Genomic DNA, 18,484 nt, shown 5'->3' with positions numbered 1-18,484 from the left:
CTTCATTGATCGACGCGGCGGTACAGGCGGAAGCGCTCGTCGCGGTCGGACGGCCGGCGACCTTCCCAGACCATGCGCCAGGTTCCCGGGTGCTGGCGCAGCATCACGGTGGCGTCTTCGTTGCTGATGTCATCCTGCAGCAGCAGGTAGTCGCAGCTCTGGAAGCGTTCGTCGGCAAAACGGACATGACCGAAATAGGCAAACGAGGCACGTTGCGCCGGACCGACGTTGGTTTGTACGCACTGCTTGACCGAGGTCAGTTTGGATTCGATCTGCTGGGCCACGCCCGCGTAGCTCTTGCCGTAGTTGACCCAGGGCAGCCACAAGGTCATCAATAACACCCAGCACAGGATCACGCCGCCCGACGACAGCACCACGGCGCGCCAGAGCACCGAAGGCCGGCGCGAAATGCGCCAGTGCACCACGAAGATCCAGGCTACGGTCGCGGCCACGGCGATGGCCAGCGAGATCCATTCGAAGCCGGGCTTGAAGCCAGGCGCCAGCTTGAAGGCGTTGCGCGCGATCTGCGCCGGCCAGCCGGTTTCCTTGGCGATCCAGGCGATCCAGATGAAGGCGGCCGAGGTGGTCAGCGTCATCACCGAGAACCAGTCCACCGCGTTGATGGCGCCGCGCTTCATGGTCGGCAGGCCGAAGGCGGCCAGGATCGCCAGCGCCGGCAGCAGCGGCAACAGCATGCCCTGTTCGCTGTGGACGTTGATCAGCACCAGCAGCGTGAGGGGAATGAAGAACGCCAGCGGCAGGGCGATATGCAATGAACCCAGCTGGCGCCGCCAGGCATACAGCGCCCAGCCGGCAAACGGCCAGGCCGGCCAGGCGAACCAGACGCCATAGCGGATGAAGAAAGTCAGCGCGGCTGTCGTGGGGCGATTGAGCTGGTAGACATTCCAGCTCATCCACAGGTCGAAGTGCCCGGCAGCGGCTTCCGGCAGCAAGGTCTTGACGGCCATCACCCAGGCCGCGCTGATGACCAGCGCCAGCGGCAGGGCGACCACCAGCAGCAGGCGCGCGGCAGGGGCGTCGCGGCGGATGGCGGCCAGGATGAGCAGGCCGATCAGGGCGCCAGCCGGCAATACCCAGCCGTAGGTCAGCACCAGCAGGCCGAGCGCGCCGCCGAGCCAGATAGCATGGCGCACCTTGTGGATGTCGAACACGCGCGCGGCGCCATACATGGCATACGCCACCAGGGCGATCTGCAGCGTCTTGGGGCTGGTTTCGTGGCTATGCAGCAGCAGCCCGAGAAAACCAAGATAGATCAGGAAGGCGCCATCGGCCAGCGTGCGGCCGAAGTCCTTGGGCTCGGGCTGGCCGCCGAAGGCCAGCTTGAGCGGTTGCGCTTCGGTGCGACGGCCCAGCAGATAGGTGGTGTACCAGATCGAGAGCGATCCCACCATGAAGCAGCCGACGGTCGACACCCGCGCGGCCAGCGGGTCGCCCAGCAGCCAGCCGAAGAGGCGAATGCAGAGCGCGCCGAACCAGTAGGCCAGCGGGCTCTCGGCCGGCAACGCCAGGCCGGCCACGTTCGGACTGAGCCAGTCGGCCAGGGTGCCGTGCGCCATGGTCCACATGATGCCGAAGCTGGTGGCATCCTCGTTCTTCCAGGGGTCGCGGCCGATCAGCCCGGGCAGGATATACAGGAGTGCCAGGGCCAGCAGCGCGATGCGCGGCAAGGCACGGGTGGCGGAGGCGGGAAGACGGACGGGCTTCATCAAGATGTTGTTGCTCTTGTCTCGTGGTGCTTATCGTTGCGTGCCGCCCCGGCGGTCACGGGAGCGGGCAGTATCGGGGTTTGATTTCGCTTGCAGCCATGCAGCGCAAGACGATTTTCATGCAGCCGTTATTGTGCAGCAATTCGCAGTAAAAAGTTGTTTTGTGGCGTGGCTGTCCACAGGGCGGCTGGCGCCAACAAAAAAAGGCAGCCGCAGCTGCCTTTTTGCGAAGATGCCGTTGCTTTGGCAGCGGCACGATCCGTCAGGATCAGCCCTTCGAGACGGCGGTCTTGGAACCGACGGTACCGAACTTCTGGCGGAACTTCTCGACGCGACCGGCGGTATCGACGATCTTGTGCTTGCCAGTGTAGAACGGGTGCGATTCGGACGAGACTTCGATCTTGATCAGCGGGTATTGCTTGCCTTCGAATTCAGCGGTTTCGCGTGTGCCGATGGTCGAGCGGGTCAGGAACTTGAAGTCGTTCGACACGTCGTGGAACAGGACTTCGCGGTAATCGGGGTGAATGCCTTCTTTCATTATTGCCTCTGCAGTAGTTTGGTAGCCAATCGTCACTTCGTCGGTCGCGCTGCTTCTTGACCCGATTGTCGATCACTTGCCGGTTTGGAAAAGTCCAAAATTATACAATTAAACGCCCGGACCGGGCAAAACTGCTGCCGTCCCGCCTGCCAGCCTGTGGCATTTCGGGCATATGGAGCTTGCAAGTATTTTCAATGTGATAACGAATTGCCGGCGCGGACATGAAAAAAGCGGCGAGCACCGGAGGCGCAGGCCGCTTTTGTCATGATGCGGTGTTAGTTGCCGCGACGCATCATGTCGAAGAACTCGGCGTTGTTCTTGGTCGACTTCATCTTGTCGAGGATGAATTCCATCGCCTCGATTTCGTCCATGTCGTACATCAGCTTGCGCAGCACCCAGATCTTTTGCAGTTGATCGGGCTTGATCAGCAGTTCTTCGCGACGGGTGCCCGACTTCGACAGGTTGATGGCCGGATAGACGCGCTTTTCGGCCAGGCGACGCTCGAGGTGCACTTCCATGTTGCCGGTGCCCTTGAATTCTTCGAAGATCACGTCGTCCATGCGGCTGCCGGTTTCGATCAGGGCGGTGGCGATGATGGTCAGCGAACCACCTTCTTCGACGTTACGGGCGGCGCCGAAGAAACGCTTCGGACGTTGCAGCGCGTTGGCGTCGACACCACCGGTGAGCACCTTGCCCGAGGCCGGGATCACGGTGTTGTAGGCGCGTGCCAGGCGGGTGATCGAGTCCAGCAGGATCACCACGTCCTTTTTCATTTCGACCAGGCGCTTGGCCTTCTCGAGCACCATTTCGGCGACCTGCACGTGACGCGTGGCCGGTTCGTCGAAGGTCGATGCGACCACTTCGCCGCGCACCGAGCGCTGCATTTCGGTCACTTCTTCAGGACGTTCGTCGATCAGCAGCACGATCATCACGGTGTCGGGATGATTGGTGGTGATGGCGTGCGCGATGTGCTGCAGCATCACCGACTTGCCCGACTTGGGCGATGCCACCAGCAGGCCGCGCTGGCCGCGTCCGACGGGGGCGATCAGGTCGATGATGCGGCCGGTGATGTTTTCCTCGCCGCGCATGTCGCGTTCGAGTTGCAGAATCTTGTTAGGGTGCAGCGGCGTCAGGTTTTCGAACAGGATACGGTGCTTCGACGCCTCGGGCGGTTCACCATTGACCTTGTCGACCTTGACCAGCGCAAAGTAGCGCTCGCCGTCCTTGGGGGTACGCACTTCGCCTTCGATCGAGTCGCCGGTGTGCAGGTTGAAGCGGCGGATCTGCGACGGCGAGATATAGATATCGTCGGTGGAGGCCATGTAGCTGGCGTCGGGCGAGCGCAGGAAGCCGAAGCCGTCAGGCAGCACTTCGAGGGCGCCATCGCCAAAAATCTGTTCTCCGGATTTGGCACGCTTCTTGAGAATGGCGAACATCAGTTCTTGCTTGCGCAGGCGCGCGGCGTTCTCGATATCGAGGCTGATGGCCATTTCCAGCAACGCAGAGACGTGCATCGCTTTTAATTCTGATAAGTGCATATGAGTGTCCCGGGACGGGAATATATAAGGTGGGGGAGGGAGTTACGTGGTGTGGTTCAAAAATGTCCGCCGCCAGGCAGTCGGACCACGACGGCGCGGGCGCGCCGTCGTCGGGAAAAATCAGATATTGCTGTCGATGAACGAAGTCAGCTGGCCCTTGGCCAATGCGCCAACCTTCTGCGCGGCTGCTGCGCCGTTCTTGAACAGGATCAGCGTCGGAATACCGCGGATGCCGAACTTGGCAGGAATGGCCTGGTTGGAATCGACATCCAGCTTGGCGATCTGCAGCTTGCCTTCGTATTCCTTGGCGACTTCTTCCAGGATCGGGGCGATCGCCTTGCAGGGGCCGCACCATTCAGCCCAGAAATCGACCAGCACTGGCTTGTCGGACTTCAGCACGTCGGCTTCGAAAGATGCGTCAGAGATGTGTTTGATGTTTTCGCTCATGGCAGGGGTCCTCGGGATGAGGTAAGAATAAGGGGGTCAAATAGCGCCGTGGTCAGAAACCATATTGCCTGGCGTAGGCCAAACGCTTCCGGAGTTGCTGAGTCTACGTGGAGTCGTTGCGCGCCGATTCAAGTTGTTTTTGAAGCGCGCCAGGATGTTGCGGCGGGTACAAAAACAATCATAACCGATTTTTGGCAAAAGTGTCGCCGTGCCCCATGCTGTTGTTGTCAACCGCCATCAGGTGCCAGCAAAATCGTCGGGCCGCACTGCGGGCGGCTTTGCGGCAGGCGGCTGGCCAAAAATACAGTCTGCGGCGAATCCCCTGGCATACAATGCGCTGCTGTTGGTCTGTGGTCCTGATTGAAAAAATCTCTCAGGCCCAGAGAAAAAAACAATCGTCGAGTCTTCCGATCCCGTTCCCCGCATGCCGCTAGCGACCATTTCGATCCCGCCTTCCGCCGATTTCTGGCAAGACGCTGTCAGCCGTTTGCTGGAGTCCGACCAGCCGCTGGGGCAAGCCTTGCTGCAGCACGGCGAGGGCAGCGCCGTACTCGATTTCTCGGGTTGCCAGCTGCTGGTGCCGGCGTTTTCGCATGCCCGCAATTTCAAGGCCGCGCTCAGCCGCGTCCTGCAGCGTCCTTATCTGGCGCCGCGCATCAATACCCCGTCTGGCCTGCTGGCGATGCTGCCCCCCGAGAGCGAAGCGGCCCCCCCGGAGAGCGAGCGGCTGATGCAGCTCTATGCCCAGTTGCGCGAGCACGGCTGGCTCAAGAAGATGTTCTCGGCGCGCCGCAATGCCGACCTGCTGCCGCTGGCGCAGACCCTGCTGTCGCTGTCGGACGAACTGACGCTGGCCTTGCTGCCCGAGATCCGGGCCGGCGCGGGCGCGGCCGACGTGGCCGAGGATCGCTGGCGCCAGGCGCTGGCGACCCTGCTCGAACCGTTGGCGCCGAATGCGCACGGCATGTTGTCCGATGAAGCGCAGTTGGTCTGGACCGTCTGGAAGAGCCAGCTCGATGGCCGCGACCGCCTGGTGCAGCGCTTCGATGCATTGCTGACGATCGCCGAGCAGGCCGACCTGCCGCTGATCTGGATCAGCCCCACCGCGCCCGAAGCGCTCGACAGCGCCTTCCTGCAAGCGTACGCAAGCCGGCAACCGGTGCGCGTGCTGACGCTGGACTGGAGCGGCGCGGCGCTGGCAGGGCCGGCTGCGTTGTACGCTGCCGCCTGGGCCGAATTGCTGGAAGGGGAGGCCGCCGGATTGCCGTCGCAGCTGCCGCCGCTGCCGCAGTTGTGCGCCGCCGACGACCTGGAAGATGCCGCAGTGCAGAGCGCACGCATCGTGCTGCGCTGGCTGGAGCAGGGCAAGACCGAAATCGCCGTGGTGGCCCAGGACCGGGTTCCCGCGCGCCGCCTGCGGGCGTTGCTCGAACGGGCGCAGGTGGCGGTGGCCGATGAAACCGGCTGGAAGCTGTCGACCACCCGCGCCGCTGCTGCGCTGGCGGCCTGGAACGATCTGGTGGCGGCCCGTGGCGAAACCGGCGCCTTGCTGGATCTGTTGAAGTCTCCGTTCGTCTTTGCCGGCGACCCGGAGCGCGGCGAACGCATCATGCGTATCGAATCCCGTCTGCGCCGCAACAACATCGCTGGCGACTGGAATACGCTGCAGTCGGTCTTTGCCGATCTCGACGAAGCCGGCGGCGAGCGCCGCTGGATGGTCTTGCTGGCGCGCCAGGCGGGCCGGTTTGCGGGGCGTCGCAGCCTGGCCGCCTGGTGCCTGCTGGAGCGCGAGATGATCGACGCGCTCGACATGCAGCAGGCCCTGGGCGAGGACGTCGCCGGCCAGCAATGCCTGGTGCTGCTGGACGACATTGCCGGTCAGCAGAACGGCACGTCGCTGGCCGATGAATTCTCGTTCGCCGAATGGCGCGCATTGCTCAACCTGCGGCTCGATGCCACCTCATGCACGCCGCCGATCACCGACCGCCGGGTGGTGATGCTGCCGCTCAACGGCGCCCGGCTGCGGCGTTTCGATGCCGTGCTGGTGCTGGGGGCCGATGCTGCGCACCTGCCGTCGCCGCCGCAGGAGACCCTGTTCTTCTCGAATGCGGTACGCCGCGAGCTGGGCCTGGTGACCCGCGCCGAGCGGCAGCGCCAGCAATTGCGCGATCTCACCGAACTGTTATGCGTCAATCCCGAGGTGGTGCTGTGCTGGCAAAGCCAGCAGAACGGCGAGCCCAATCCGGTCAGCCCGTGGGTGCAACGGCTGCAACTGAAGCTGGCCCAGCACGGCCTGCCGCCATTGCCCACGGTGCAATTGCATGCGCCGGTGCGCGCACTGGAAGTGCTGCCGTCGTCGATGCCGGCCCCCAGCGCGCCGGACTTGCTGCCGGGGCGATTGTCGTCGAGCAGCTACGGCAGTTTCCTGGCGTGTCCTTATCAATTTTTTGCGGCGCGCATGCTGCGGGTGGCGGTCATGGACGAACTGTCCGACATGCCCGAGAAGCGCGACTACGGCAGCTGGCTGCACGAGATCCTGACCCGCTACCACGAGACCGTGCGCGACCGCCAGCCGCCCCAGCATGAGCGAGCGGCGCTGCTGCAGCAGATATCGGCCGAGGTGTTCGAGCGCGCGCTGGCGCAGCATCCGGCGGCGCTGGCCTACTATGCGCGCTGGCAACGGGTGATGCCGGCTTATCTATTATGGGCAGCTGAGCGCGAAGCCGACGGCTGGCATTTCGTCTTCGGTGAAGAAGCGATGTCGCACACCTTGTCGTGGGCCGATGGTGCGGTCGAACTGCATGGTCGCATCGATCGCGTCGATGCCAATGAAAAAGGCGAGCGTGCGCTGCTCGACTACAAGACCCGTGCGCTACCCAGTCTCAAGCAAAAAGTGAGTGATGAAGACGACCATCAACTGGCGTTCTACGGGCTGCTGGCCGGGGGCGCCATCGATGCCGCATCCTATGTCGCGCTGGAGCTCACCGCGCAGGCGCTGGGCGATGCCCCAGCACCAGACTTCAGCGCCCGCCAGCAAGTGCTCCGGGAGCAGATCGCCGGCACCATGCAGGCCGTGGCGCATGGCGCGCCGCTGCCGGCCAATGGCGTCGAATCGGTTTGCCAGTATTGCGACATGCGCGGCCTGTGCCGCAAGGGGGCCTGGCTGTGAGTGAATCAATGCGGCCATCGGCCACCCCTTACGAGATCAACGACGTCGCCGCCGACGCCGCCAGCTTTACCCGCGCCGCCTGCGATCCGCATCACTCGGTGGTGGTCGAAGCCTGCGCCGGCAGCGGCAAGACCTGGCTGCTGGTGGGGCGCATGTTGCGCCTGTTGCTGGCGGGCGCGCAGGCGCCCGAGCTGCTGGCCATCACCTTTACCCGCAAGGCCGCGCAGGAAATGCGCGAACGGCTCATGGAGCTGTTGCATGAACTGGCCCTGGCCAGCGATGCGCATGCGGCCCAGCTGTTGCGCGAGCGCGGCGTGGCCGAGCCTGACCTGGCGCGCTTGCTGCCGTTGGCGCGCGGCCTCTACGAACGTATCCTCGCCAGCGAACAAAGCCTGTCGATCGATACCTTCCATAGCTGGTTTGCGCGTTTGCTGCAGATCGCGCCGCTGGCCGCCGGCGTGCCGCATGGCTATGCGCTGACTGAGAAGAACGGCGAGTTGCAGGACGAGGCCTATCGCCGTTTCATGCAGAGCCTGCGCCGTGGCGACGCTGCTCCGGTCAAGGCGGCGCTGCTGGAGTTGTATGAACTGGCAGGTGATTTCAATGCCCGCAGTCTGCTGGATGCGTTTCTCGACAAGCGCGCCGAGTGGTGGGCGTCGACCCTGGGTGACGATGCCTCGGCTGGCGACGACGAACTCATGCGCGAACCTGCGCCGCTGCGCTGGTTGCAGGAGATGTGCGGCGACGATGCGCTGGCCGATGCCAGGCTCGGTCTGTGGCGCGACGGCCACCTGGTGCAGCGCCTGGGTGAAGTGGCGCGGCTGCTGGGGCAGGGCTCGCAAGCCAACCAGACGCGCGCGGTGGCGATCGAGACGGCGTTGTCGGAAGGGGCGTCGGCCGAGGCTTTCTCCAGGCTGTTCAACCAGTTCTTCGATGACAAGGACAAGCGTCGCAAGAACGGCAAGGTCAAGGCCCTGCTGGCCGCATTGGCCAAGGTCGATGCCCGGGGCGACGAACTGGCGCTGGCCGCGTTCGAAGACGAATTCAATGCCTTGGGCGACGCCCTGGCCGAGCTCCAGCAGCGCAGCTTCGAGAAGCTGGTGCTGCAGCTGAATCGGGCCTTGTTCACCGCCGGGCGCGCCTATCTCGATTGTTATCAGGAAGTGAAGGCCGAGCAGCGCGTCTTCGATTTCGCCGATCTCGAATGGCACGCCTATCGCCTGCTCAACGACGAGGCCAGCGCCGCCTACCTGCAGACGCGCCTGGATGCGCGCTATAGCCACATCCTGCTGGACGAATTCCAGGACACCAATCCGCTGCAGTGGAGCATCGTGCGCGCCTGGCTGCAGGCCTATGGCGGCGACACGCAGCAACCTACGGTGTTCGTGGTGGGTGACCCCAAGCAATCGATCTACCGTTTCCGCCGCGCCGAGCCGCGGGTGTTCGTGGCTGCGCGCGAGATGTTGCGCGCGCAGGGCGCGGTGGTGCTGCGCGCCAACCAGACCCGCCGCAACGCCACCGCCGTGGTGGAACTGTTGAACCAGTCCTTCCTGCAGGGCGGCAATGTGCTGTATGCGCGCCAGAGCACGCTCGGGCTGGAGGGCGGCGAAGTCTGGAAGCTGCCGCTGGCGCGGGTCGAAGACCCTGCGGCGCAGGAAGAACCGGATACGCAGGATGCGCCGGAAGAAGCGGTCATTGCCTGGCGCAACCCGCTGACCACCCCACGCGAAGAACAGGAAGACGCACGTCGCAAACGCGAGGGCGAGGCCTTGGCGCGGGCGTTGCTGCTGGCGCGCAATGAGGTGCGTGTGGTCGATGGCGGCGAGGGGCGGGCGCTGCGCTGGAGCGATGTCATGCTGCTGGTGCGCAAGCGTACCCACCTGGCGGCGTATGAAAGCGCATTGCGCGAGGCCGGCATCGCCTTCGTGTCGGACCGGCGCGGTGGCTTGCTGGAGTCGCTGGAGATCGCCGACCTGATTGCGTTGCTGACTTTCCTGATCACCCCCAATGACACGCGCGCGCTGGCGCATGTGCTCAAGAGCCCGATCATCGGCGCGGTTGACGAAGACCTGATCCAGATCGCCCGCCGTGATCGCGATGATGCCGGCCACTGGTGGCAACGCATGCTGGCGATGCGCGACGATGGTTCGGCCTCGGCCGCCATCGTGCGCGCCGTGCAGTTGCTGCATCGCTGGCTGCAGGCAGCGCCGCATCTGCCGGTGCACGATCTGCTCGACATGATCCTGCACCAGGGCCAGCTGGTGGCCCGCTACGCACAGCATGCCGCGCCCACCACGCGCAGCCAGACGCTGGGCAATATTGCCGCCTTCGTCGAGCTGTCGTTGAACATGGATGCGGGCCGTTACCCCAGCCTGCCCAAGTTCATTGACGCCTTGCGCGTGCTGGCCCGCAGTGGCGGCGGCGATGCGCCCGACGAGGCCAGCGTCGATGCGTCCGCCGACGCCGTGCGCATCCTGACCGTGCACAGCGCCAAGGGACTGGAGGCGCCGGTGGTGGCGCTGCTCGACGCCAATCATAGCGATGGCATCGAAGACCATGTGGGCATCCTGTGCGACTGGCCGCAAGAACGCGATGCCCCGGTGCACTTCTCGGCATTCGGCCGTCGCGCCGAACGCGGCCGGGCGCGCCATAATCTGTTCGAGGCCGAAGAGCGCTTCCGTCTGCAGGAAGACTGGAATCTGTTATACGTGGCCGTGACCCGCGCCAAACAGTTATTACTGGTGAGTGGCGTGGCCGGCACCCGTGGTGCGGCAACCGATGGCGTGCAGGAAGGGAGCTGGTATCAACGACTGTTCTCGACCAGCGCGCCGGTGCGCGAGATCGACGCGCTGCAGATCGCCGGCGAAGCTGGCGAGAGCCCGGCCGAGCGCTTCGAACTGGCCCTGTTCGACCCGGCGCCGCAGCCGCCTTCCTTGTTCGGCATGGCCGATATGGAGGACGACGACGCGTTGATGGTGGCCGAAGACGGCACCCTGGTGGCTAACGCCGCCATCGACGAAGGGGTGGCGCTGCACGCCTTGCTGGAGCGCGTCACGCACGGCGGGCGTTGGCCGCCGCAATTGCCGAAGGCCGCGCTGCTGGCGCCCTGGCTGGGCATCGACAGCGGGCTGGCGGCAGTGGTGCATGAGCAGGCGACGCGGCTGTTGGCGCAGCCTGAACTGGAACGGTTTTTCAATCCCGCGCTGCACCGTGCCGCGCGCAACGAGATGGAGATTGTCACGCCCGGCGGCGTGCTGCGCTGCGATCGGGTGGTGATGTTCGACGATGAAGTCTGGGTGCTCGACTACAAGCGCCGCCTGCTCGATAGCGAACGGGCCGATTATGCGGCGCAACTGGCCCGTTATCGTGCCGCACTCGTGTCGGTGTATTCTGACAAGCAAATCAGGTCTGCTCTGATTACTGCCGATGGGCGGCTTTGGGAACAATGAGGCACTTTCAAACGTGAGCTCGACAATGGGAGCGTGCCGGGGACAAATTAGAGCGAAAATTCGCACGAAGAAAATCAATTATTCCGTTGTAATATAAAAAAGACCATCGCGATGAGCTTTCCGTTCGGTTAGGCTGCGCGAGCCAGAATTGTCACAACGTCGATCCTGGTCACGCATTTTTCGGCAGGCACCTGCCGACAGCCGTTTGCCGGCTCTGGGCGCCGCGCGGTTTCAATCATCTAGACATACCAATACTCAGGAGGAGTTATGGAGTGGGCTCTTCCGTCTTTCACCTTGACACAGACGCTGCAATGGAATGCCTTGCTGGTGTTTGGCGGCTTGCTGCTGCTCGGGTTGATCGCGGGCTATGTAGTTTCCAAGTCGCCGTGGGTGCCGCGCATCACCGGCTATCTGCTGGTCGGTTTCCTGTTAGGGGCTGGCGGTCTCAATCTGTTATCGGGCGAGATTCTCAAGGTCACTAACGTTTTTGCCGACATCGCCGTGGCGCTGGTGATCTATCAGCTTGGCCGCTACGTCGACATCGGTTGGCTGCGTCGTGAAAAATGGTTGCTGGCAACCGTGGGCACGTCGGCCGTACTGTGCTTCGGATTCGTCAGCATCGCCTTGACCTGGTTCGGCACCGATTCGGTGATGGCGCTGCTGGGCGGCGTGATGGCCATCGCCACCGCGCCGGCCGTGGTGCTGGTGGTGCTGCGCGATCTCAAGGCAGAAGGTCAGGTCACGCGGCGCCTGGCCGCGATGACCGCATTGAATAACTTCGTGGCCGTGCTGGCCGCCTATGCCTTGCTGCCCGTGATCGCGCACGAGGCCGGCACGCCGGTGACCACACTGATCCAGCACACCTTGTATTCGCTGGGCGGATCGGCGCTGCTGGCCTGGCTCACTTACTGGTTGATGATGCCGCTGGCGCGCCTGTTGGGGCGTGAGGGGCGCTGGCAGTTCGTGCTGGTGATCTCGGTCATCGCGCTGGCCATCGGCGTGGCGCACGCGCTGCATCTGCCGGTGATGCTGACGATGCTGATCTTCGCCATCCTGTCGAAGAACCTGGATCGCCAGTTCGACCTGATGGAGCTGGAGTTCGGCGTCGCCAACGAGTTGTTCATCGTCATGCTGTTCGTGACGGTGGGCGCATCGATGCGCCTGACCGACCTGACCATGGTCGGCTACACGGTGCTGATCCTGATTGCGGCGCGGTTCGCGGCGATGGCGTGCGGGGTGTTCCTGTTTGCCCGCTTCGCCCGCATGAACTGGCGCCAGGCCAGCTTGCTGACCTTGGGGACCCTGCCGATGACCGAGGTCGGGGTAGGGCTGATGCAAACCGTGTCCTCGCTGTACCCCAGCACCACGGCTGAAGTATTGCCGGTGCTGGCGGGCAGCCTGATCGTGCTCGAGTTCCTGGGACCGGTGGCGACACAGTTTGCGCTGATCAAATCTGGTGAAAGTGGACGCGAATGAGTAACGAGACATCAACCGACACCGTGATCGAGGCCGCGCCACGCCCGACCCACGTCGAGCAGCCGCAGGGCAGCGCCGGCATCCTGCCGTTCACCCAGTCGACCGCCTTCACGATGGGTATCGAACTTGAGCTGCAACTGGTCAACCGGCGCAACTACAACCTGGCCAGCGACGCGGTCGACCTGCTGAACTGGATCGAACCGCGTGAGCTGCAAAAGCAGATCAAGCTCGAGATGACGCAGGGGATGATCGAACTCAATTCCAACGTGCATACCCGGGTCGATGAACTGATCGAGGAATTGAAGGGCCTGCGTGCAGCGCTCAACAACGGCGCGCGCTATCTCAACATCGATGTCTCCGGCGGCGGCGCCCACCCGTTCCAGCACTGGAACGAGCAGCGCATCACGCCCAGCGAGCGCTTTCATTACCTGCACGAGAAATACGGCTACCTGGCCAAGACCTTCACGGTGTTCGGCCAGCACATCCACATCGGCGTGCCCAGCGGCGACGACGCGCTGTACCTCACGCATGCCTTCTCGCGCTATGTGCCGCACTTCATCGCGCTGTCGGCCGCATCGCCCTTTTACCAGGGCGCCGATACCCGTTTCGAGTCGTCGCGCAGTAATGTGGTGCGGGCGTTCCCGTTGTCGGGGACGGCGCCGGTGCACACCCGCTGGGCCGAGTTCGAGACCTACTACGACGAGTTGCTGCAGATGGGCATCATCAACAGCATGAAGGACTTCTACTGGGATATCCGGCCCAAGCCCGAATACGGCACGGTGGAAATCCGTGTCTGCGATACCCCGCTGACCATCGAGCACGCCGCCCACCTAGGCGCCTATGCGCAGTTGCTGGCGCGCTGGGTGCTGACCGAGCGGCCGTTCGAGGTCACGGACGACTTCTACCTGCTGTACCAGTTCAACCGTTTCGAGGCCAGCCGCTTCGGTCTGAACGGCATGTTGGCATTGCATGGCGCGACACCGGCCGAATCGCGCAAGCTGCCGATCTTCGAGCATCTGCTGCAGACCCTGCAGCACCTCGAATCCTATGTGCAGAACGAAGCCGAGCGTGTGACGCTGCAGCGCCTGCGCCGCATTGCGCATGATCGCCTGTCCGACGCCAGCTGGTTGCGCCAGGTGTTTGCCCAGCGCGGCACGCTTAACGACATGATGCGACTGTCATCCGAGTTGTGGATGGGCGAGACGCCGCCGCCCTACTTTCAGTAACAGCGTTAGTAATAGCATTCGCACCACGGAGCCGGCCTCGCAAGATGCCGGCTCTTGTCTTTTGGGCGCAGGATCGCCGACAATCACGCTTTTGAAACGACCTCGGGCTGCCTCCGAGATGTTGCGGAGGGGTAAATGAGCAAACAATTCGATGTCGCCGTGATCGGCGCCGGCGCCGCCGGCATGATGTGCGCCGCCGTAGCGGGCCAGCGTGGACGACGCGTCGTGCTGATCGATCACGCCTCGCGGCTGGCCGAGAAGATCCGCATTTCCGGCGGTGGCCGGTGCAACTTCACCAATATCGCGGCCGGTCCGCAGAACTACCTGTCGCAGAATCCGCATTTCTGCCGCAGCGCGCTGTCACGCTATACGCCACAGGACTTCCTGGCGCTGATGAAGCGCCATCGCATCGGCTATCACGAGAAGCACAAGGGACAGCTGTTTTGCGACAACTCGGCCGAAGACATCATCGCCATGCTCAAGGCCGAATGCGACCTGGGCAACGTCAGCTGGCGCATGCCGTGCAGCGTCGAGCAGATCGGCAAGAGCGGCGAGTCGTTTCGCATCGATACCAGCGCCGGCGAGATAAGCGCTGCCAGCGTGGTGATTGCCACCGGCGGCTTGTCGATTCCCAAGATAGGCGCCACCGATTTTGCCCATCGCATCGCTCGCCAGTTCGGGCTGCGCCTGATCGAGACGCGTCCCGGACTGGTGCCGCTGACCTTTGACGGGCGCGCCTGGCAGCCGTTTGTGGAGTTGGCCGGGATTGCGCTGCAGGTCGAAGTTGAAACCGGCCAGAAGAAAGCGCGCGGCCATTTTCTCGAAGACCTGCTGTTCACTCACCGGGGCCTGTCGGGCCCGGCCATCCTGCAGATATCCAGCTACTGGCAACCCGGCACGCCGCTGACGTTGAACCTGCTGCCCGAAGTCGATGTGGCCGACACGCTGATCGAGGGCAAGGGCACGCTGAAGAAGAATCTCGGCAACTTGCTGGCGCAATGGCTGCCGACGCGCCTGGCCGAAGGCTGGTTGCGCGCCAATGGCTTCGACGCCGGCGCCCGTATCGCCGACCTGCCCGACAAGGCCCTGCGCCAGCTGGGCGATTCGCTCAATCGGTGGGTGATCGTGCCGGCCGGCTCCGAAGGTTATCGCAAGGCCGAAGTCACGCTGGGCGGGGTCGATACGCGTGAACTGTCGCAGCAGAGCATGATGGCCAACAGCGTGCCGGGGCTGCATTTCATCGGCGAAGCGGTCGATGTCACGGGCTGGCTGGGCGGCTATAACTTCCAATGGGCGTGGGCTTCAGGGGTGGCGGCCGGTTTGGCGGCGTAGTTCCGCTATAGTTCATGCGATGTCTCATGTTTCAATCAGCAAGTGACTGATTTTTCGAGGGATTTTTACTTGTTGGTGGAAAAAATGCCACGACTGGACTTCCAATCAGGTTCGCGCTCTGCTAGAATCGCTTTCTTTGCTAATCCAATCTAACCTTTTGGTTTGACTTTACATGACCACTATTCGCGTTAAAGAAAACGAGCCGTTCGAAGTCGCAATGCGTCGCTTCAAGCGCACCATTGAAAAGACCGGTCTGCTGACCGAGCTGCGCGCACGCGAGTTTTACGAAAAGCCAACTGCTGAGCGCAAGCGCAAGCTGGCTGCTGCAGTCAAGCGTCACTACAAGCGTATCCGTAGCCAACAGCTGCCGAAAAAGATGTACTAAGAATTTCTCGCCGCGCGTTCGCGCGGTTGATGTGACAACCCGCTCCGGTGTAGGTCCGCAGCGGGTTTTCGCATTCTTCGACGTATTGCGCGCCATGCGCGCGGGCATCGCAAGACGCTCCACGAAAACTGGCGGCCGGCTGTTCCATGATCTACGATGGTCTGGGATAGAGTCGGGCAGTGGCTGGTCCTGCCGAGGCTGGACCGGCGACAGTGGGCGTTCCCTTCATCTATTCTCAATCGGAGCAAACAATGGGTTTGAAAGAACAGATCACGGAAGACATGAAGGCCGCCATGCGCGCCAAGGAAGCAGGCAAGCTCGGCACTATCCGCTTGATCACTGCCGCGATGAAGCAGAAGGAAGTCGACGAACGCATCGAGCTGACCGACACCCACGTGCTGGCCATCATCGAAAAGATGATCAAGCAGCGTCGCGATTCGATCTCGCAGTTCGAAGCCGGTGGTCGCCAGGACCTGGCCGATATCGAAAAGGCCGAATTGCAGATCCTGTCGACCTACATGCCAGCGAGCCTGACGGAAGACGAGATCAAGGCCGAGGTCGCCGCTGCCGTGGCCGCCACCGGTGCGGCCGGTGCCCAGGACATGGGCAAGGTGATGGGCGTGCTCAAGCCCAAGCTGGCGGGTCGTGCCGACATGACCGTGGTCTCCGCCCAGGTCAAGGCCGCGCTGGCTTCCTGAATCGATTCTTCATTGCACACTCATAGCTGCCTTCCAGCCCGGTGATCCCACAGTCGTTCATCCAGGATCTGCTCAATCGCGTCGATATCGTCGACGTGGTGGGCCGCTATGTGCAGTTGAAGAAGGGCGGCGCCAACTTCATGGGACTGTGCCCGTTCCATAACGAGAAGTCGCCCAGTTTTACCGTCAGTCCCACCAAGCAGTTCTATCACTGCTTCGGTTGCGGCGCGCACGGCACGGCGATCAGTTTTCTGATCGAGTATTCCGGTCTCGGCTTTGTCGAGGCGGTCAAGGACCTTGCCCAGAACGTGGGCATGGTGGTCCCCGAGAACGAAGACCGCCTGCTGCCGGCGCAACGTGCCGAGAACCAGGCCAAGAGCCTGGCGCTGTCCGACGTGATGTCGCGCGCCAATGATTTCTATCGACAGCAGTTGCGTTCCGCCCAGCCGGCCATCGACTACCTCAAGGGGCGTGGGCTCACCGGCGAAGTGGCGGCCCGTTTCGGGCTGGGTTATTCGCCTGACGAGTGGGACAGCCTGCGCCAGGTCTTTCCGGACCGTGACTACGACAATGAAGCGCTGGTCGAGTCGGGACTGTTGATCGACAAGAGCGAAGAGGGTGGTGGCCACCGCAAGCGCTACGATCGTTTTCGCGGGCGCGTCATGTTCCCCATCCGCAATACCAAGGGCCAGGTGATCGGTTTCGGCGGGCGCGTGATGGATGGCGGCGAACCCAAGTACTTGAACTCGCCGGAAACGCCGCTATTTTCAAAGGGTAGCGAGTTATACGGCTTGTTCGAAGCGCGACAGGCGATACGCGAAGCCGGCTATGCGCTGGTGACCGAAGGCTATATGGATGTGGTGGCGCTGGCGCAACTGGGCTTTCCGCAAGCGGTGGCCACCCTGGGCACCGCCTGCACCCCGGTGCACGTGCAGAAGCTGTTGCGCCAGACGGATCAGGTGATCTTCAGTTTCGATGGCGACGGTGCCGGGCGTCGCGCGGCGCGTCGTGCGCTGGAGGCTTGCCTGCCGCATGCGTCGGATAACAAGACCATCCGTTTCCTGTTCCTGCCGGCCGAGCATGATCCCGACAGTTACGTGCGTGAAATGGGCGCCGATGCTTTCGAGCAGCAGATTCGCGAAGCGCTGCCGCTGTCGCAGTTCCTGTTGCGCGAAATTATCGGCGACAACGACCTGGCAACGCCCGAGGGCCGCGCCCACGCGCAGTTTGCCGCCAAGCCGATGTTGCAGGCCTTGCCCGCGTCGGCCTTGCGTTTGCAGATCGTGCGCAGCGTGGCGCAGGTGACGCAGTCCACCGCGGCCGAGCTCGAAGCGTTATTCGAACTTGAAAAGCCGGTGGCACGCGTCAAGGCCAAGGCGCCGCGCACCAAGCGTACCGCCCCGGTCGGGCTGGAACGCCAGATCGTGCGCTGGCTGGTCGCCCATCCGCAACTGGCGGCCGACCTCGATGACGAGGCCTTGCAGGCGGTGGCCAGCATCGCGCCTGATCGCGCCGAGATGCTGGGGCACCTGGTCGGACTGGTGCGCAGCATGGGCGAGCAGGCCAGTTTTGCCAGCCTGGTCGAGCACTTGCGTGAGTCCGGGCCAGAGTTCGATTCGTTGATCGCCGAAATAGCGGCTGAATCCGAATCCGAATTCGATGCCGTCCGTGCCGAATTGGCGGGGGCGGTGCGGCAGAGCAAGATCCGCGCGATCGAGGAAGAGTTGGCCGCGTTGATCGCAGGCGGCCTCAAGGCCGAAGAGCAGCGTCACCGCTACCGCGAGCTGACGCAGCAGAAAGAAGCGATCAAGCGCCTGCCGGCTGCGGTGGTAGCAAATTAAGCGTCAAATGGCCCGAAGTAGCGAAAAAACCGCGAAAAGCGCGTAAAGCACAGCAAATTAGTGTTTTTTAAGCGCCCGATGGGCGTCGATGGCGCTTGATAGGGAAGAAAAGAACCCTATATCTATGCTATAATGTAAGGCTTTAGTCCCGCCGGACGGCAATTGCATTTTTGTTCTGGCGGACAAGCGGCGACGTATGTTCCAGTTACTGGAACATGCTGAAAATCCAAGCCGCACTGATTGTTGATCGGCGAAACTGCCTGTCGTCAGCGATCGCCAGGGGGCAAAAGGAACGTTGCGCGTGCAGCCGGAGTCTATCGGGTTGTCAAATTCCGGTACCGCAGTTGCATCATTAGCATGACTTGATTGGCGCAATGAGTGTGAATCTCAATTGGCAGTTGATTCTATGGCAAATGCAATGAAGAAACCCGCGAAATCTCCAGCTGCTCCCGCAAAGAGCGCGAAAGCGGCAACGGCAGTAAAATCCTCCGTCGGGGCATCCAGCTCGAAGACGGTGGCCGCCAAACAGGCGGTCAAGGCGACCGTGGCCAATGCAGTGAAATCGACGGCCAAGACTGCGACAGCAGCGACGCCGAAACAAGCGGTAGCCAAGGGGGCTCCCGCCAAGCCGGTACGTGCAGCAGCGCCTCAAGCGACT

General features: G+C 63.0%; 13 protein-coding genes. 8 read left to right on the top strand and 5 right to left on the bottom strand.

Annotated features, from left to right (window positions below; genetic code table 11):
* Positions 1-2: 2 nt before the first annotated feature.
* The 4 genes from LBW87_RS13415 to trxA form a co-directional block, all read right to left on the bottom strand.
* A complete protein-coding gene (locus tag LBW87_RS13415; RefSeq protein WP_225201996.1) occupies positions 3-1,727 on the bottom strand; it encodes an ArnT family glycosyltransferase in 1,725 nt (574 codons plus the stop codon).
* A 268-nt stretch (positions 1,728-1,995) separates the two neighbouring features.
* The gene (locus tag LBW87_RS13410; RefSeq protein WP_225201995.1) at positions 1,996-2,265 is read right to left on the bottom strand and encodes a type B 50S ribosomal protein L31; all 270 of its coding nucleotides are present in this window, start codon (positions 2,263-2,265) and stop codon (positions 1,996-1,998) included.
* Positions 2,266-2,540: 275 nt separating this feature from the next.
* Entirely contained in the window at positions 2,541-3,803 is a 1,263-nt protein-coding gene (rho, locus tag LBW87_RS13405) for a transcription termination factor Rho (protein ID WP_008118191.1), read from the bottom strand.
* A 120-nt stretch (positions 3,804-3,923) separates the two neighbouring features.
* Positions 3,924-4,250 carry a thioredoxin TrxA gene (trxA, locus tag LBW87_RS13400; protein ID WP_008118189.1) on the bottom strand — a complete coding sequence of 109 codons (327 nt, stop codon included), beginning with the start codon at positions 4,248-4,250 and terminating at the stop codon, positions 3,924-3,926.
* Between the two features lie 424 nt (positions 4,251-4,674).
* Between trxA and LBW87_RS13395 the strand changes: the two genes are divergently transcribed.
* From LBW87_RS13395 to dnaG, 8 genes are all read left to right on the top strand, one after another.
* Positions 4,675-7,419, top strand: a complete 2,745-nt coding sequence (locus LBW87_RS13395) for a PD-(D/E)XK nuclease family protein (protein ID WP_225201994.1) — start codon at positions 4,675-4,677, stop codon at positions 7,417-7,419.
* An 8-nt stretch (positions 7,420-7,427) separates the two neighbouring features.
* Positions 7,428-10,868 carry a UvrD-helicase domain-containing protein gene (locus LBW87_RS13390; protein ID WP_225202268.1) on the top strand — a complete coding sequence of 1,147 codons (3,441 nt, stop codon included), beginning with the start codon at positions 7,428-7,430 and terminating at the stop codon, positions 10,866-10,868.
* A 267-nt stretch (positions 10,869-11,135) separates the two neighbouring features.
* A complete protein-coding gene (locus tag LBW87_RS13385; protein WP_225201993.1) occupies positions 11,136-12,344 on the top strand; it encodes a cation:proton antiporter in 1,209 nt (402 codons plus the stop codon).
* Positions 12,341-13,570: a YbdK family carboxylate-amine ligase gene (locus tag LBW87_RS13380; protein WP_225201992.1), complete on the top strand. Its 1,230-nt coding sequence runs from the start codon at positions 12,341-12,343 to the stop codon at positions 13,568-13,570. The genes LBW87_RS13385 and LBW87_RS13380 overlap by 4 nt, the downstream gene beginning before the upstream one ends.
* Before the next feature lie 135 nt (positions 13,571-13,705).
* On the top strand, positions 13,706-14,902 hold the full coding sequence (locus LBW87_RS13375; RefSeq protein WP_225201991.1) for an NAD(P)/FAD-dependent oxidoreductase: 1,197 nt from the start codon (positions 13,706-13,708) through the stop codon (positions 14,900-14,902).
* Between the two features lie 172 nt (positions 14,903-15,074).
* Positions 15,075-15,287 (top strand): 30S ribosomal protein S21, encoded by a 213-nt coding sequence (gene rpsU, locus LBW87_RS13370; RefSeq protein ID WP_008118174.1) that lies wholly within the window; start codon positions 15,075-15,077, stop codon positions 15,285-15,287.
* A 251-nt stretch (positions 15,288-15,538) separates the two neighbouring features.
* On the top strand, positions 15,539-15,985 hold the full coding sequence (locus LBW87_RS13365; protein ID WP_225201990.1) for a GatB/YqeY domain-containing protein: 447 nt from the start codon (positions 15,539-15,541) through the stop codon (positions 15,983-15,985).
* Positions 15,986-16,026: 41 nt separating this feature from the next.
* Entirely contained in the window at positions 16,027-17,826 is a 1,800-nt protein-coding gene (gene dnaG, locus LBW87_RS13360; protein WP_225201989.1) for a DNA primase, read from the top strand.
* A gap of 387 nt (positions 17,827-18,213) precedes the next feature.
* Here dnaG and LBW87_RS23995 read toward each other — a convergent pair whose 3' ends face one another.
* Positions 18,214-18,438, bottom strand: coding sequence for a hypothetical protein (locus LBW87_RS23995; protein ID WP_225201988.1), 225 nt, complete (start codon positions 18,436-18,438; stop codon positions 18,214-18,216).
* Positions 18,439-18,484 lie beyond the last annotated feature (46 nt).

Source organism: Herbaspirillum sp. alder98 (assembly GCF_020179755.1).
Classification (GTDB): domain Bacteria; phylum Pseudomonadota; class Gammaproteobacteria; order Burkholderiales; family Burkholderiaceae_D; genus Herbaspirillum.
This window is presented reverse-complemented; position numbering and strand designations above follow the sequence as displayed.